This is a genomic window from Roseateles sp. GW821-FHT02E12 (genome assembly GCF_059421665.1).
In genome coordinates this window covers 1,390,818-1,407,130 of sequence record NZ_JBWKVK010000002.1, presented here as the reverse complement: position 1 = coordinate 1,407,130, position 16,313 = coordinate 1,390,818, and the positions used below count along the sequence as shown (strand labels likewise).

The window sequence follows — 16,313 nt, the reverse complement described above, 5'->3', positions numbered from 1 at the left end:
AGTCAACCCGCGCGCAGCTCCTCTATTGCGGCATCGTCGCCTGCGCCGGCATGGCCTTCTCCGGCGTGCTGCCCTCGCCTTCGAACGGCCGCAGACGGAAGGCGACGCGAACGGGTTCCAGCTTGGTCCGGTATTGCATGTGCGGCTGGCCGACGTGGCTCCAGGAGTTGTCGCCCCCCACGCCCCATTGCGCGCCGTCGATCAGCAGCGTGCCGTGGTCGTGGGGCACGATGTCGCTGCTCTTCCAGGTGCCGGGCGGGCGGCGATAGAGGTCGGTGTAGGGGAAGGCCAGCGCGTTGGCCATCAGCAGCGCCCTGCCCTCCACCCGCAGGCCGCGGCCGCCGCCGGAGACTTCGAGCCAGCGCACGTCGACCTTGTTGCCGGTGTCCTGCGGCCGCATGTAGTCGTGGTTCTGGTCGGCGATGGCGCCACGCCAGAGGCCGACGGCCGCGCTGGTCTTGCGGTCGACATGGCTCTCATGCGGGCCGCGGCCGTACCAGCCGACGGTGGTCAGCGTTGACGGCATGTCGAACCACAGGCCGACGCGCACTGGGGGCGGCAGATCGCTCTTGAGCGGGGTGAGCAAACCTGCCACGTCGACGCTGCCGTCGCCGGTCATGGTGTAGCTGGTGACGAAGCGAGCCGCGCCGGCGCCCAGCGCGTGATCGACGGTGACCTCCACCGCGCCGCCCGGCAGACTGCGGCTGGTCATCGACCGGACCTGGCGTTCGCTGGTCATCAGCTTCCAGGGCGCCTGCTGGCGCACCGTGCCGGTCAGCGTGTCGTTGTCGGTCTCGGCGCGAAAGAAGTTGGGCCGGCCGCCGCTCAGCAGCGGTGCGCCGGCCTTGCCGTAGCTGGTCAGCAGGCCGGTCTTGCGGTCGAGTACCAGGGTCGTGCCTGCGGCAGACAAGGTCACGGCGTCTGCGCTCTCCGTCTGCTGGACAGCGCCCTTGGCCGGCGGACTGGATGCGAGCGCGTGCGGCGCCAGCGCGAACTGCTCCCAGCCGACGACGTAGCCCTCGGGCGTCAGCGGCACCGCGCCTGCCCGGGCCTTGGCGCGCACGGTGACGAAGTACTCCGCGCCCGGCTTGCGCGCGATGCCGGCCAACGGCAGCTTCACCTTCTGGGTTTGCCGCGCCTGCGTCGACAGCGCCGCCAGCGCCCCGGAGGCGACGGTCACGCCGTTTTCCTGCAGCGCCCACTCGAAGGCAAAGCCCGAGAGGTCGCGGAAGTCGTGGCGGTTGCGCACGGTCACCGTGGCCGACGCTGGATCGAAGGCCTCGAACTGGATCGGCGAGAGCACCTTCTGCACTTCGTAGACATGCGGGTTGGGCGTGCGGTCGGGCTGGATCAGGCCGTCGCCGAACTCGATGTCGCCGCCAGGGTTGGGCCCGTACTCGCCACCATCGCCCCAGTAGCGCCGGCCGTCCTTGGTGGTGCGATACATGGACTGGTCGACCCAGTCCCAGATGAAGCCACCCTGCAGCTTCTCGTACTTGTAGGTGGTGTCCCAGTAGTCCTTGAAGTTGCCGCCCGAGTTGCCCTGCATATGGGCGTACTCGCACTGGATCATGGGCTGGGTGCGGGTCGGGTCGGTCGCCCAGTCCACCATCTTCTCGATGTCGTCGTACATCGGCGCGTAGATGTCGACGTAGGCGTTGGGCTGGTGCTCCCAGTCGAGCGTGCCCCAGCCGAGGTAGGAGATCAGGCGCGAAGGGTCGCGCTGGCGCGCCTGCGCGGCGGCCTTGGCGAAGGTGGGGCCTATGCCCGCCTCGTTGCCAAGAGACCAGAAGATCACCGAGGGGTGGTTCTTGTCGCGCTCGACCATGTTCATGACGCGGCTGACATGCGCGGCCTCCCAGGCGGGGTCGAAGCCGAGCTGCAGCTTCTGCCGGAGTTCCGGAAACTTGTTGCCGTAGTCCATATAGGCATGGCTCTCGACGTTGGCCTCGTCCATGACGTAGAGGCCGTACTCGTCGGCCAGCGCATACCAGAGCTCGGCGTTCGGGTAGTGCGAGGTGCGCACCGCATTGATGTTGTTGCGCTTCATCAGTTCGATGTCGCGGCGCATGGAGGCTTCCGACATGACGTGGAAGGTCTCGGGGTCGTGCTCGTGGCGATTGACGCCGCGGATGACGATGGGCCGGCCATTGACCATCACCAGGCCGCGCTTGATCTCGACCGTACGGAAGCCGATGCGCTGCGGCGTCGCCTGGATCAGCCGGCTATCGGCGTCGAGCAGCTCCACCAGCAGCGTGTAGAGATTGGGCGTCTCGGCCGTCCAATGGCGAACGTCTGGCACGGGTGCGGCCAGCGTCTCGGTGCGGGCCGCGCCGGCCGCGACCATGGCGGCTTGGGTCGCGACCACCTTGTCGCCATCCAGCAGCGTCATGCGCAGCTGCAGCGGCTGGGCGCGCTCGGTCAGGGCGATATCGGCCGAGAGCAGGCCGTGGCGATAGTCCTTGTCCAGGCCGGCATGCACGAAGAGGTCGGTCAACCGGGTCCTGGGCACGGCCTTCAGGTAGACCGATCGCTCGATGCCCGAGACGCGCCAGAAGTCCTGGTCTTCCAGGTAGGACCCATCGGACCAGCGGTGGATCTGGATGGCGACGACGTTCTTCTGCGCCGGCTTCAACAGGGCGGTGACATCGAACTCGCTGGGCAGCTTGGAGTCCTCGGAGTAGCCCGCCTCCAGACCATTCACCCAGACCTGATACGCCGAGCCGGCGGCGCCGATGTGCAGGATGACGTCCTGCCCCGACCAGCTGGCCGGCACCTCGACCGTGCGGCGATAGGAGCCCACCGGGTTGGTGGCGTGCGGGATCAGCGGCCGGTTGGCCGGGTGCGGGTAGGTGATGTTGTTGTAGCGCGCCTGGTCGTAGCCCTCGGCCTGCCACATGGCCGGCACCTTGATGGTCTTCCAGGCAGAGACGTCGTAGGTCGGCTTCTCGAAGCCGTTGGGCACATCGTCCGAAGAAGGCGAGAAGATGAACGACCATGGGCCGTCCAGCGTCTGGTAGCGGGCCGAGCGGGTCTTGTCGCCCGCCAGCGCCGCCGCGCGGTTCTCGAACGGGAAGTGTGTCGCCACGGCCGGCAGCTTGCCGCGCGCAAACACCGCCGGGTTCTCCCAGTCGGGCCGCGAGGCGTCCACCTGCACAGCCTGCACCTGCGGCGCCTGCGCCTGCACCACCGCAGCTGCGGTGCCCAACAAAAGCGCCACGCCCACATGGGCCATCAGTCTTGCATGCACAGACATCTCCTGGGTTCTCAAAGCACGGTGATGTCTTTGTGCCGCGGCACGAGGGTCTTCATGGCAGCCCATGCGACGAGGTAGGCCAGTGCGCAAAGGGAGAACATGATCATGTAGCCGGTCGCCAGCTCACCGCGGGCGCCATAGGCGTCGAAGATCCAGCCGCCGAGCTTGGACACCGCCACGCCACCCAGGCCGCCGGCCATGCCACCGATGCCGACGACCGAGCCGATGGCGCGCTTGGGGAACATGTCCGACACGGTGGTGAAGAGGTTGGCGGACCAGGCCTGATGCGCCGACGCGCCGATGCCGATCAACAGCACGGGCATCCAGTAGCTGATGCTGCCGAGCGGCTGCGCCAGCAGCACCACCAGGGGGAAGAAGGCAATCACCAGCATGGCCCGCATGCGGCCGTCATAGGGCTTGTAGCCGCGCTGCATGAACCAGGTCGGGAACCAGCCACCACCGATGCTGCCGATCATGGTCATGCTGTACAACACCGTCAGCGGCAAGGCGATGTCCGTCGTGCTCATGCCGTACTGGCTGGTGAGGTACTTGGGCAGCCAGAACAGGTAGAACCACCAGACACCATCGGTCAGGAACTTGCCGACGGCAAAGGCCCAGGTCTGGCGATGCGCCAGCAGCCGGAACCACGGCACCTTGGCGCCGTCAACGGCAGGCTCGGTGGCCTCGCGGTCGCTGTTGATGTAGGCCAGCTCGGCGGCGCCAAGCCGGCGCTGCCGCGACGGGGCGTCGTAAAAGGTGACCCACAACGCGACCCACAGGAAGCCAATGGCGCCGATGGCGATGAAAGCCATCTGCCAGCCCCAGGTGACGGCGATCCATGGCACGGTCAGCGGCGCCAGGATGGCACCGACATTGGCGCCCGAGTTGAAGATGCCCGTGGCGAAGGAGCGCTCCTTCTTGGGGAAGTATTCGGCGGTCGCCTTGATGGCGGCGGGGAAGTTGCCGGCCTCGCCAAGGGCCAGCACGGCGCGCGACACCATGAAGCCGATCACCGACACGGGCAGCCCGACACCGAGGGCCACCAGGATGCCGCCGATGGGCACGGAGAAGGCATGCATCATGGCGCCGAGCGACCAGACGACCACCGCGATGGCGAAGGCGCGCTTGGTGCCGATGGCGTCGATGAAGCGGCCTGCGAACAGCATCGAGATCGCATAGCCGAACTGGAACACCGCCGTGATGTTGGCGTAGTCGGTGTTGGTCCAGCCGAACTCCCTGGACAGCGACGGCGCCAGCAGGCTGAGCACCTGCCGGTCCAGGTAGTTGACGGTGGTGGCGAAGAACAGCAGCGCGCAGATGGTCCACCTGTACTTGCCGATGACTTGCTGGTTCATGGTTCAGCCCTCTGTTCAGTCGTTGGCAACCAACTTGTCACCCACGAACACGCGGTAGCGGCGGATGCGGCCCGTGACGCTGTCGGGCCCCTGGCGCGGCGTGTAGCGCAGGCCGGCGATGTCGATCGGGCTGCCCAGATCGATGATCAGGCGCGGCGGTCCCGCAGGTTTGACAGGGCTGCTGTAAGCCGTGTGCCAGAAATCCGTGGCCTGGCCATTGATCGCGTTCAGCGCGCCGCCGTCTTCCTTGCGCGCCTCCTCGCTGCTGGCGTAGGCGATGGTCCAGGCGGTCTGGTTCACGGGCTTGCCTTGAGCATCGAGCACTGCCAGCTCCGCGATTGCCGCATGCGGCTTGCCGTCGAAGGCATCGAGCACCTCGATGCAGAGCTGGCGGCCACGCGCCGGCTCGTTGAAGCGCACGTCCTGGGTCGCCGAGCCGCTGGCGAACTGCGCTGCATGAACCGGCGTCAAGCCGGCCAGGCGCGGGCGGGCCGTGCTGGGCGGCCGCGGCAGGTCGAGCTCCGGGCGCAGCTGGTCGAGCACGGGTGCGAGCTTGCCTTCGATGCGGTTGGCGCGCGGCCCGGTCAGGTCGAGCACGACGACCTCGTTGCGGCCGGCCCTGATCCAGGGGCCGGGCAGGTACATCGTCTGCGTGGGGCCGATGCTCCAGTAGCGGCCCAGGCAGCGGCCGTTGATCCAGACGATGCCCTGGCCCCAGGTGGACATGTCGAGGAAGGTGTCGGCAGAGGCCGTCGCTTCGAAGTTGCCACGCCAGAAGGCGGGTCCGGCTGTCTTGCTGGATTGCCATTGCAGCGGCGGCAGGTCGCCGTCGGCGCCGAAGTCGATGGCGCGGATCTCCCAGCCTTTGAGTTCCTGCGCCGAGTCCTTCGACGTCCTGAACATCACCGGGCCCTGCAGGCCTTTGCGGTCGTGAACCTCCATGCCGAAGTTCACGCGGGCAATCGTGTGCAGCAGGATCTCGACGGTGGTGTCACGGGTGCGCGCGGGCACCTTGACGCCGAAGCGGCGGTGGCGCGTATCCATCGTGCCGGCCAAGCGGCCGTCGATGAAGACCCAGGCCAGGTCACGCGCATTCGCGGCTTCCAGCTTGCCGGCAGGGCCGGCGGGCAGCGTGACGCGATAGGCGATCAGCCCGCGGCTGATGTCGTATTGCTCGATGTTCCTGGGCGACTCGGCCCGAATCGCCTGTGCCAGCAGGTTGACCAGCACCGGCGCCGTCTCCGTGAGGGCGAACGAGGGAATCGTCATCACCGGCAACCTGGCCGGCGGCGCGGGGAGAACCTCGCCCGCCTTCAGGTGCCTGGCCAGGCAGTCTCGATAGGTGCGGAACTTCTCGCCGATCCAGCCGGCCTCGCCGATCGGCGCGTCGTAGTCGTAGCTGGTGGTGTCCGGGCGGAAGGGACGATCGCAACCGCCCCAAAGGCCGAACGTGGTACCACCGTGTGCCATATAGAGGCTGAACGAGCCGTTCGCGTTCAGCATCGCGTCGATGTCCTGGACGGCGCGCGCGTTGTCGCCGCGGCGGTGGGGCGCACCCCAGGTGTCGAACCAGCCGGAGTAGTACTCGCCGCACATCAGCGGCCCCTTCTGCAGGGCGGCCAGCGCCTTGAAGCCGCCTGCAGGGTCGCTGCCGAAGTTGGCCACCGTGAACAGCTCGGGGACGTGTGTCTTGCCGACCGCGTTGGTCGGGTTGCACTGGAACAGCGGCACGTCGAAGCCACCGTCGAGCACGGCCTGGCGCATCACGCGCATGTACTCGCGGTCGTCGCTGAGGAAGCCGTATTCGTTCTCGACCTGCACCATCAGGATGGGGCCGCCCTGGCTGACCTGCATCGGCGTCAGCACCCGCCCGACCTCCTTCATCCAGCGCCGCACCGGCTGCACGAAGGCGTCATCGCGGCTGCGCAGGAAGGTGTCGCCAGGATGCTTCAACAGCCACCACGGCAGGCCGCCCATCTCCCATTCGGCGCAGGCGTAGGGGCCCGGGCGCAGGATCACCCACAGGCCCTCGGCCTGGGCCAGTTTGCAGAACTCGACCGCGTCACGCTGGCCTTCCCAGCGGTACTGGCCTTCGCGCCATTCGTGGAAGTTCCAGAACAGATAGGCGCACACCGTGTTCATGCCCATGGCCTTGATGGCCTGCAGGCGGTGGCGCCAGTACTCACGCGGCACCCGCGCGAAGTGCATCTCGCCGCAGCGGATCTGCAGCGGCTTGCCGTCGAGCAGGAAGTCGCTGTCGCCGATGGCGAAGCGAGCTGTTTCTGCACTGGCCGCGTTGGCCGCGGGTGCATTCAGCATGAGAGCCGCACCTGTGGCGGCGGCCCCGAGAAGTCGACGGCGAGGGAGGAGAACGGTCATGGGGGGGCCTGGGTTTGCAGAAGGCGGCAAAAGACCCTGCCTCGGGTTGCGAGGCAGGGTGAAGGGTGCGCCATGCAGCGCAGCCCGGAGACACTCGTGTTTCAGGGGCGCCACTGCAGCACGCGCACCTTGCTGGGCGGAGCGGTCGCGGTGCCCTCTGCATCCACCTGCTGAACGGCTTGCAGGAACAAATTCAGCTCGCCTTGCGTGCGCCACAGTTCCGTGTCGAAGCTGGGTTCCCAGGCACCTGCGGAATCGCGCGTGAGGTCACGCACGGTCCAGCGCCTGGCGCCGAAGTCGGTGATGCGGGCGACCGACACCTTGCTGCCGCGCTCTTCGTCGCGAAACACCAGCAGCGCCGTGGGCGGGCTGCCCTGCAGGCCGACCATGATCTGCGGGCGCGATATCGGAATCGCCTTGGTGCCCACACCGCTCAGAGAAAACGGCGTGCGGCGGAAGCCCAGTTCCAGTTCCTTCCACGCGCCGCCGCTGCGGTAGACCACCTGGTACTGCGGCACCGCGTTGCCCGCGCGCCGCCAGTAGCTGGCGATGTAGGGCTGGCCCTCTTTGTCGGCCGACATCGACGTCTGGTTGATCAACTCGCTGTTCTGCGGGATGCGCGCCGCGTATTCGGCGCTGGCCGCCGTGATGGGCAGTGCGTAGGGCCGTCCCTCCGATGTCTCCCAGGTCAGGCCGCCGTCGCGCGAGCGGGCATAAGCCATGTCGTGGTTGCTGGCGACGTCCGGCGATTCGCGCCAGACCCAGGACAGATGCAGCGTGCCCTGGTGGTCGAGGAAGGCCTGCCAGTAGGCGTTGCGCCGCCCTTCCCCACTGATCAGGTTGCCATGCAGCCGCGTCCAGGCCCGCGTGCCCACGTCGTAGCGGTTGATGACCAGGTTGCCGCGGCCCGAGCCGCCGTCCCGGTAGAAGAACAGCAGGTTGCCGTCCGGCTGGCGGTGGAACTCGGGGTAGGACACGGAACCCTCGTCGTGCCCCGTCATGGGCAGCTTGTCGGTCAGCTCCAGCGCGCCGGGGCGCAGGCTGCGCGCGTAGCGCAGGGCATTGTTGTGGTGGTCCCAGGCGAGGTGCAGGATGCCCGCGCCGTCGACCATGATGCTGATGCTGTTGTGAGCATCCAGCGCATTGCCCTTGTACTGGGTGGTCTTGAGCTCCCAGGCGTCGCTGCCCAGCCTGCGCTTGCCCAGCACGACGTTGGCGTGCTGGTCGTAGTAGGCGATGTACTGCATGTCGCCATGCGTGACGAGGGAGTTCTTGCGGAACACCACGGCGTTGACGGAGTTCCGTGCCCAGCCTTCGCCCACGTCCACAAGGCGCACGTCGCTTGCGGGCAAGGCCTCGCGTTGAGGCGCGGCCGCGCAGCCGGCAACCAACGCCGCGATGACCAGGGCTAACGATACTGTCTTCATGCAAGGGCAAAGGAGCGAGCCTCGCATGAAGCCCGTCCTGCATTCAATCAACGTGGTGCTCAGAACTTGCCACGCAGGCCGATCTTGAAGGTGCGGCCGTCGTACTTCGCGTAGTCCATGCGGGTCTTGTTGCCCAGGCCGTACTGGCCGGTGGCGTCTTCGAAGTAGTCGTACGCCAGCGTGTTGGACAGGTTCAGCGCATCCAGGCGAATCTCCACCGAATCGTTGATCTTGTAGCTGATGTTGGCGTCCAGATAGCCACGGCCAGCGCGCCAGCGGATCAGGTCGTCACCGTTGTTCTTCGGGTTGTCGCCATGCAGGGAGCGGCCCTTGTAGTTGTAGGAGGTGCGGAACGCGAACGGGCCTTTCTCGTAGTACAGCGTGGTGCTGTAGGCGTACTTGGGCACCGAGTTCACTTCAATGGTGTTGCCCGCGTTGGTGATCCACTGCTGGCTGTTGAACGGGTTGATGTGGGTGTAGCTGGCGAGCGCACCGAAGCCCTTGAAGGGATCGGGCAGGAAGTTGAAGTCCTGCTGGTAGGCCAGCTCGAAGCCCTTCAGCGTCTGCTTGCCGGCATTGCTGTAGGTGCGCAGCGTCATGGGCAAGGCGGGGTCGACCTTGCCCTGGGCGTTCTGGAAAATGGCGCCGAGTGCGGTATCGGGCAGGCCGAGGGCACCGAAGGTGGTCTGCGTGGTGCTGGCCACGGTGGCGTCGGTCAGGTCCTTCTTGAACAGGGCTGCCGACAGCATGCTGCCCTTCTGGAAGTACCACTCCAGGCTGGTATCCAGATTCCGCGACTGCTGCGGACGCAGGCTCGGGTTGCCGGCCGTCGCCGTGTTGTCGAAAGGATTGGGGATCACGGTCTGTGCGGCAATGATGGACAGCGAGGCGCGGCTGAGCGTCTTGCCCCAGGAGGCGCGCCAGGTCAGGTCGTCCGTCACGTCCAGGGCGGCGCTCACCGCGGGCAGCACATTGCGGTATGAGCCCTTCTCCTGGTTGGGCAGGTAGGTCAGGCTGGCACCTTGCTGCTTGAAGTTGTCGATCAGCGTCTCGGTGCGTGAGTAGCGCACGCCGGCGTTCAGTCGCAACTCCCTGTCGAAGACCTGGCCCTTGAAGTCGGACTGGATGAAGCCGGTAGACACCTTCTCTTCCGCCTTGAAGCTTTGCGCGGGCGTGAAGGTCGCTTCCGAGTTGAAGGCCAGCGGATCGAAGGTCGAGTAGGTGTAGCCGCGGGTGAAGGTGCCCCAGGCGTGCGGCCAGCCGGCACCCATATCCAGGTTGGAGATGGGCAGCGTGGAGGTCATGCCCGTACGCAGGCCTGCAGTGCCCAGCGTGTTGAGCTTGGCGGTGGCAGCGGACGTGCCATTGCGCTTGTTGATGTCCTTGGAGGTCTCGGCGTAGACAAGGCCGGCCTTCAGGTGACCGGTCCAGTCACCCGCCAGGGCGTAGTCCCAGTCGGCCACGACGCGGCCCTGCTTGCCCTTGTCGGTCTCGCGGGTCCAGCCGGTGCCGATGCCGAAGCCCTGGAAGTTGGCGGGGTCGGTATAGCTGACCGGTGAGGACATCGACGGGTAGACGTGGTCGCTGCCGTAGTCGATGGTGGAGTCGACGCCGAAGATCTGGCCGGACAGGGTGTCCTGGTAGCTCAGCGCCTTGCTGCTGTTGCTGCTCAACTGACCCGTCAGCACCAGCTTGTCGTTGACGCTCCAGCGGGCGTTGGCCGCCACGTAGCCGAACTTGGTCTCGTCTTCGCTGTAGGTCACGCCGCTGCTGTAGGACGTGTTGCCGAAGGTGCCGGTCAGCAGGTTCGATCCCGGGTCGATCTTCACGTCGAGCGGAATGAAGCCGTTGTTGCCGGACTGGCCGGCAGGCGCGTTGCGGTTGGTGGTGCGGCTGTTGCGCACCAGGATGCCGAAGTACATCTCGTCGCGCGTGTTCTTCAACTTGGAGTAAAGCGTATCCAGGCTGAGGTTCAGCGTCGGGGTCTTGAACTGCAAAGAGGACACCAGGCCATCGCGGCTGCGGTCATTGGACGAGCCGTAGAAGCGGTAGATGCGCGGCAGCAGCGCGTTGTCCACCTGGGCGCGGGTGAGTGACCCCAGGTTGGCGCGTGGGCTGTCGTAGTCCAGCGCGACGGCGAAGTTGCCCTTCACGGGGCTCTGGCTGCCGCGCGCGGAGCTGTTGTAGCCGCCGGTCGCTTCGAAGCCGGAGCGGTTGTTCACGCTCGAGGAATGCGACACGCCTGCCAGGAAGCCCCACTCGCCCCAGGTGTTTGAGTACAGCGCGAAGCCCGTCGGGTCCGTCTTGCCGGATGTGGTGTTGTGGGTCGCGGTGAGGCCGTAGCGGATGGTCTGCTTGGGGTTGTCGAAGGGGCGCGGCGTCTGCAGGTCCACCACGCCGCCCATGCCGCCTTCGCTCAGTTCCGCCAACGGGGTCTTGTAGAAGTCCACGCGGCCGAACAATTCGGACGCGAACACGTCGTAGTTGAAGCCGCGAGCCGCGCTGCCGATGGTGGCGGTGGACGTGGCGTTCACCAGCGCGCCGTTCAACGTGGTGACGGAGTACTCGGTCGGCAAGCCGCGGATGGAAATACGCTGACCTTCGCCAGAGCTTTCATCGCGGTTCAGGATCACGCCGGGGACGCGTTGCAGCGACTCCGCCACGTTGGCCTCGGGGAACTTGCCGATGTCCTCGGCCACGATGGAATCGCGCACGCCGATGGCCTGCTGCTTGAGCACCATCGATTTCTCGAGGCTGGAACGAAAGCCGGTCACCACCACGGCTTCGAGCTGGCTTTTCTCCGCCTTTGCGGCGCCGTCCGGCGCGTCCGGCGCCTTCTCGGCCATCGGCGCGGGAGCCGCTGCCTGGGCACCTGCCTGCCCGTAGGCAGCGGCAAGCGCCATGGAGATTGCCGAATAGATCAGTCGTTGTTTCATTGTCTCTGCTCCATATGCCACTGTGGGCTTATTTGCAATCCCGGCCTTATTAATAACGCCGGAGCTTGTCAGTTTATTTATGCAACCACTTGAAGTGGTATTTTTAATATGTCAACGTTACCATGTTGACTCAAAAAAAAGCGCCACTCTCGCTGTGCGACCGCAGCACAAAATCCGGCCATCGCCTACATGCCCGCCGCCAAGCGGTCCACCTCGAAACGAGCGAGGCGTCAGTGTCCATTTCATTGGTATGGTAACGTTGTCTCATTCGGCTGCAAGTTGCTTTGCAGCGACAGCCGACTGGTACAAGCACCAAGGGCATGGGCCATTGTTGGCCCAGCTTACTTCCACGGGCCACCGCGAAGGTATCAATAAAAAGCGTTGAGATATACGAAATTGCGTTGGACGCAGCCGCGTATTGCACCAACTCGACAGCCACGCAATCAGTCCTTGTATTTGGGGTCGATGTTGAGGAACACCCCACCCTGGTACACCAGCACCGGGTCGTGTGGGTCTGACCAGTCCACCGCGTCAGCGACTCGATCCGCAAATTGGCGCGAACTCTGCGTCGGCTGGTAGCGCAGAAAGCGCGAATGCCGGTCGTCCCACCACCTGCCCGGGTTGTCCGAGATGCCGAAGGTGATGGTGTGGCCCACCCGCGGCGTCAGCAGCGAACGGCGCAACAGCTGGACGAGGTCGTCCAGCCCCAGCCAGGTCGCCAGTTGCCGGTGCGTGGAGGCCTCAGGAAAGCAGTAGCCGATGCGGATGCACACCGTCTCGATGCCGAAGCGGTCCCAATAAAGCCGGGACAGCGATTCTCCAAACACCTTGGAGACACCGTAATAGCCATCGGCCCTCGTCGGCATCGAGGCGTCGACCGTCTCGGTCGTTCGGTACATGCCCATGGTGTGGTTGGAGCTCGCGAACACGACGCGCCGGATGCCCAGCTTGTGGACGGCCTCGTACAGGTGGACCACGCCGAGGATGTTCGCGGCCATGATCGGCTGGAACTCGGTCTCGGTGGACACGCCGCCGAAGTGCAGGATGGCGTCGACGCCGTCGCACATCGCCAGCACCTGGTCCCGATCAGCGAGGTCGCAGTGCACCACTTCCTCGCCCGGTCGCGCCAGCCCCAGATCGGCGACGTCGCTCAGGCGCACGATCTCGGCGAACTCTTGCAGGCGGCCCCGCAGGCGGCCTCCGAGCCCGCCGGCTGCGCCGGTCATCAGGATGCGCTTGAATGGCTTGGACATGGTGATGGTGGCTACTGCGCGCCGACTTCGACGCGGATCGGCGCAGCCACGCGCTGGCGATAGGCCTCCACATAGGCCTGCCAAGCGGGCGCCGCGGGGAATTCACCGGACCAACTCGCCGCTGCGCCGAGGTAATAGCGCAGCGGCTGGCCAGCCCTGGCCTTGACGAGGATCAGCTCGTTGTCGGGATCTGCCGCGTAACCCTCTGCACCGGGCAGGATGATGGCGGTACCGAAGTCACCCGCGCTGCGCTGGCGCACCCACTGCATCAGCGTGTCCGGCGCACGGTAGGTGGCGACCTCCGGCGTCTGCTCGGCGTAGGCCGGCTTCTTGTTCAAGCCCAGGGCGACCGTGAGCGTCTGCGGGTTGGGGGTGCTGAAGCTGCTTTCGACCATGTCGAAATAGTGGCCCGCGTCGACCGTGAAGCGCTTGGTTTCGCTGACCGGCACACCCTGCGCATCCCACGCCGCGTAATCCAGCTCGAAGACAGCCCGCACGGGGCCGTTCGCAAGCACCCGCCAGGCCGAATAGTTGCGACTGGTGAACAGGCGGCTGCCATTCCAGATGCCGGTGCCGCCCGCGCCACGCGTGCGGCCGACGGCATACATGTCCAGGCCTTCGCCCTCTTCCCTGTGATAGTGGTCGTGCCCCTTGTTGTACCAACGGTCGACGATGAGGTAGGACGGGCGCTTGAACCAGATGTCCAGGCCGCTCGTCACCAGCACTTCCTTGTCGCTTCCCGGCGGCGCCGGTTCGGCCAGTGCCGGCCCATAGGTGCGGTGGCCGATCTTGTCGTTCTCCCATGCGAAGTCGTCCAGGCGCTCGGGAACATAACGCGCAAATGCCTTGACCGGGAACGGTGGCGCCACCGTGGCACTCCTCTCGACGGTGAATCGGGCGCTCTGCTCATCCGCCGCGAAATCGTGCTGGAAGATCAGCTCGCCATAAGCAATGCCCGCGCCTTTGGGATCGCGTGCCAGGGGCGCCACATTGGTGACCTGGTAGGGCAGCAGGCGGCCACTGGCATCGCGCACGGCCAGTTGCAACATCAGCGCCCCGGGCAGGTGCCGGGCGACCTCCGCCCACGGGATCGTGATCGTCTCGGCCGGCCGCGCTGCCTTCAGCTCATGCCGGACGGTGATGACCATGCGCTCGGCCGCCTCGGCACCGAGCGCCGCCAAGGCCAGTCCTGCTGCGAATATGGCCTGCCACATCAGTAGTTCACTGCGTAGTCTTTGGGAAACCTGCTGCCGCTGAACGCCTTCTTTTGCGTCCAGTCCTGCGCAGGCGCGGTCCAGTAGGAATCGCTGGCCGGCAGGCCCAAGGCGAGCAGGCCGGCCGCAGCGATGTACATGCTGCCGTTGTTGGAGTACCAGTCCCCCAACTCGGGCTGGTGGCCGCGAAAGCCGATGGTGAGGAAGCCATCCCGGCTGAAATTGCCCGGGCCGCCCCAGATGGCGACGTGGGCCGCATGCAGGGCCGAACGGACCTGCCCCTCGGGCAGCGAGGCGGGCAGCTGCTTGCGCCAGGCCAGCAAGGCCAGCGGCTGGAAGACCGCGGTACGGTAGGTCAGCGAGCGCCCAATGGGCGGGTAGCTGCCTTCCGGCCCCACGAAGCGCTCCAGGTGTTCGCAGTAGCGCTGCGCACGTTTGGTGGCTTGCGCCAGCAGGTCTTCCGGCTTGGCGTTCCAGAACGGCGCCTTCCTGGCTGCCAGCACCTCGAGGATCTCGAGGAGCATGGGGTACATGACGTAGGAGCAGTAGTAGTCGAAATGAAAGTCCTGGCCATCCTTGATCCATCCGTCGCCGATGTACCACTCGTTGATCTTGCGGATCGCGCCATTCATGCGCATCGGGTCCGATTCCTCACCGATGGACAACAGCCAGGCCTCGTTCATCGCCGCGAACAGGAGCCAGTTGATGTAGGGCACCTCGATGCGGCGCAGGCTCTTGATCTCGGCCACGATGCGAGCCTTGGTGGTGGCGTCGAGCGGCTCCCACAACACCTTGGGCGCGCGCATCAACGCATTGGTGAAGTAGGCCGAATCGACCAGCGCCTGGCCGTGCCCCTTCCAGGTCAGGCAGTCGGGACTTTTCGGGTCGACCGAGCTGGCATAGCTTTGCAGTGCCTGTTGCTGTAGGCGCTGGCGCAACCGGCCTTCGGGCGTAGCGTCGGCCGGCAGCGCGAGCCAGGGCGCGATGCCCGACATCAGGCGACCAAAACACTCGAGATAGGCAACGGACGGGTCCCGACCGTCCCATGTGGGGCTGAGCTCCAGCACGAACTTCTTCTTCAGTTCGCCCCTGGACATCGGATCCAGCACCGGCTCGGCCATCTGCCGGAGCAGATCCAGCATGTAGGCCCGCTCCTGACCGGGCGCGCCGGCGGACACCGCAGCGCCCACATGGCCTGCACCGAGCAGCCCCGGCAGGACCGGGCCCAAGGCCGCTGCGCGCATGAAATTGCGACGTTCCATAAGGCCTCCTGGTGGCAGCATCATTTGTCGAGCAGGCGGGCCATTTCCGACCCGGCGAGGAGGAACGCGCCGACACCAAAGTGCGACGTGGAATTCTGGTCGACCACCTGGCCCGCAATGGCGCGGTCACCGATGGGTTGCACATAACCCAGCTTGCCATCCGGCTGCACCGCAACCGTCGTCAGGAAATGCCAGCCGCGCTGGGCGGCCGGCAGATATTGGTCGCGCGGCAGCAATCCGTTGTTGATGCCCCAGAGCAGGCCGTAGGTGAAGAACGCGGTGCCACTGGTCTCGGGCCCGGGCGCGTGGGCGGGGTCCATGAGGCTGCGCGTCCAGTAGCCCTCGGGCTGCTGCAGCGGCACAAGCGCTGCCGCCATCGCCTGAAGCCGTTCGACATATTCGCCGCGGCGCGGGTCGTCCTGAGGCAAGTCCGACAGCACCCTCGCGAGCGCAGCGAACGCCCAGCCGTCGCCGCGCGCCCAGAAGTCCTTCTTGCCGTTGATGCTCTTGTGCTTGGGATAAACATATCTGGCATCGCGGTAATACAGGTGCTCCGCCGGGTCATACATGATGCTGCCGGCATGGCTGTAATACTCGTACAGCTTATCGAGATATTGGTTATTGCCGGTGATCTTGTGGAGTTTGGTCATGACGGGCATGACCATATAAAGCCCGTCGACCCACCACCAATAATCCTTGTTGGCGGTACTCATCTGATATTCCATCACCTCGCGAGCCCGGGCAATCTTGCGCGGGTCCTTGTCGAGCTGGTAAAGGTCGGCATAGACCTGAAAACAAATCTGCCAGTCCCCGAACAGCACATGGTCGTCGGTCTCGCCATAGCTGTATTTCCAGCTGGCCTTGTCCCTTGACTTGGCGCCCATCCACTGGTTGTGCTCCGCCCAGGCCTCTGAATAGCGCCGATAGCTTTCCTTGCCCGTCACCCGATAGGCCTCGATGTTGCCGGTGTGATAGGCCGCGACATTCCAGAACGGGCTTTCCTGCGCTGGCGTGCGGGCCTGCCAGTAGCCGTTGACCTTGTCGATCGCGGCAATCACGTCACTGCGACTGCCGGCCCCATTCTTTGCGGGCGCACTCGCGCATCCGCCGAGCGCGAGGCTCAGCGCGAACAACAGGCCAGTCACGTGGTTCTTCAATCTGATCATTGCGGAGTTTTGAGCAAGGCGGATTTCAGTCTGGACAGCGGCGTGTCGACCGCCCTGCGAGCAAT

At 65.7% G+C, this 16,313-nt stretch carries 9 protein-coding genes; all 9 read right to left on the bottom strand.

Going from position 1 to position 16,313, the window contains the following annotated elements; translation table 11 throughout:
- Positions 1-22: 22 nt before the first annotated feature.
- Complete coding sequence (locus AC07V5_RS17180; protein WP_495116890.1) at positions 23-3,256, bottom strand: glycoside hydrolase family 2 TIM barrel-domain containing protein; 3,234 nt, start codon at positions 3,254-3,256, stop codon at positions 23-25.
- An 11-nt stretch (positions 3,257-3,267) separates the two neighbouring features.
- Entirely contained in the window at positions 3,268-4,611 is a 1,344-nt protein-coding gene (locus tag AC07V5_RS17175) for an MFS transporter (protein ID WP_495116889.1), read from the bottom strand.
- Between the two features lie 15 nt (positions 4,612-4,626).
- Positions 4,627-6,930, bottom strand: a complete 2,304-nt coding sequence (locus AC07V5_RS17170; RefSeq protein ID WP_495116888.1) for a beta-galactosidase — start codon at positions 6,928-6,930, stop codon at positions 4,627-4,629.
- A 161-nt stretch (positions 6,931-7,091) separates the two neighbouring features.
- Positions 7,092-8,417 (bottom strand): BNR repeat-containing protein, encoded by a 1,326-nt coding sequence (locus AC07V5_RS17165; RefSeq protein WP_495116887.1) that lies wholly within the window; start codon positions 8,415-8,417, stop codon positions 7,092-7,094.
- Between the two features lie 59 nt (positions 8,418-8,476).
- On the bottom strand, positions 8,477-11,353 hold the full coding sequence (locus AC07V5_RS17160) for a TonB-dependent receptor (protein WP_495116886.1): 2,877 nt from the start codon (positions 11,351-11,353) through the stop codon (positions 8,477-8,479).
- 443 nt (positions 11,354-11,796) lie between these two features.
- On the bottom strand, positions 11,797-12,606 hold the full coding sequence (locus AC07V5_RS17155; protein ID WP_495116885.1) for an NAD-dependent epimerase/dehydratase family protein: 810 nt from the start codon (positions 12,604-12,606) through the stop codon (positions 11,797-11,799).
- Between the two features lie 11 nt (positions 12,607-12,617).
- Positions 12,618-13,820: a DUF4861 family protein gene (locus AC07V5_RS17150; protein ID WP_495116884.1), complete on the bottom strand. Its 1,203-nt coding sequence runs from the start codon at positions 13,818-13,820 to the stop codon at positions 12,618-12,620.
- The gene (locus tag AC07V5_RS17145; RefSeq protein WP_495116883.1) at positions 13,820-15,082 is read right to left on the bottom strand and encodes a DUF2264 domain-containing protein; all 1,263 of its coding nucleotides are present in this window, start codon (positions 15,080-15,082) and stop codon (positions 13,820-13,822) included. Before AC07V5_RS17145 ends, AC07V5_RS17150 begins: the two co-directional genes overlap by 1 nt.
- Before the next feature lie 20 nt (positions 15,083-15,102).
- Positions 15,103-16,227, bottom strand: a complete 1,125-nt coding sequence (locus AC07V5_RS17140; protein WP_495116882.1) for a glycoside hydrolase family 88/105 protein — start codon at positions 16,225-16,227, stop codon at positions 15,103-15,105.
- Positions 16,228-16,313: the final 86 nt, after the last annotated feature.

What these genes read in the sequence shown, in the direction of transcription:
- AC07V5_RS17165 (WP_495116887.1), bottom strand. Translation starts at nt 8,417, where the DNA reads ATGAAGACAGTATCGTTAGCCCTGGTCATCGCGGCGTTGGTTGCCGGC.
- AC07V5_RS17150 (WP_495116884.1), bottom strand. Translation starts at nt 13,820, where the DNA reads ATGTGGCAGGCCATATTCGCAGCAGGACTGGCCTTGGCGGCGCTCGGT.
- AC07V5_RS17170 (WP_495116888.1), bottom strand. Translation starts at nt 6,930, where the DNA reads ATGCTGAATGCACCCGCGGCCAACGCGGCCAGTGCAGAAACAGCTCGC.
- AC07V5_RS17175 (WP_495116889.1), bottom strand. Translation starts at nt 4,611, where the DNA reads ATGAACCAGCAAGTCATCGGCAAGTACAGGTGGACCATCTGCGCGCTG.
- AC07V5_RS17180 (WP_495116890.1), bottom strand. Translation starts at nt 3,256, where the DNA reads ATGTCTGTGCATGCAAGACTGATGGCCCATGTGGGCGTGGCGCTTTTG.
- AC07V5_RS17160 (WP_495116886.1), bottom strand. Translation starts at nt 11,353, where the DNA reads ATGAAACAACGACTGATCTATTCGGCAATCTCCATGGCGCTTGCCGCT.
- AC07V5_RS17155 (WP_495116885.1), bottom strand. Translation starts at nt 12,606, where the DNA reads ATGTCCAAGCCATTCAAGCGCATCCTGATGACCGGCGCAGCCGGCGGG.
- AC07V5_RS17145 (WP_495116883.1), bottom strand. Translation starts at nt 15,082, where the DNA reads ATGGAACGTCGCAATTTCATGCGCGCAGCGGCCTTGGGCCCGGTCCTG.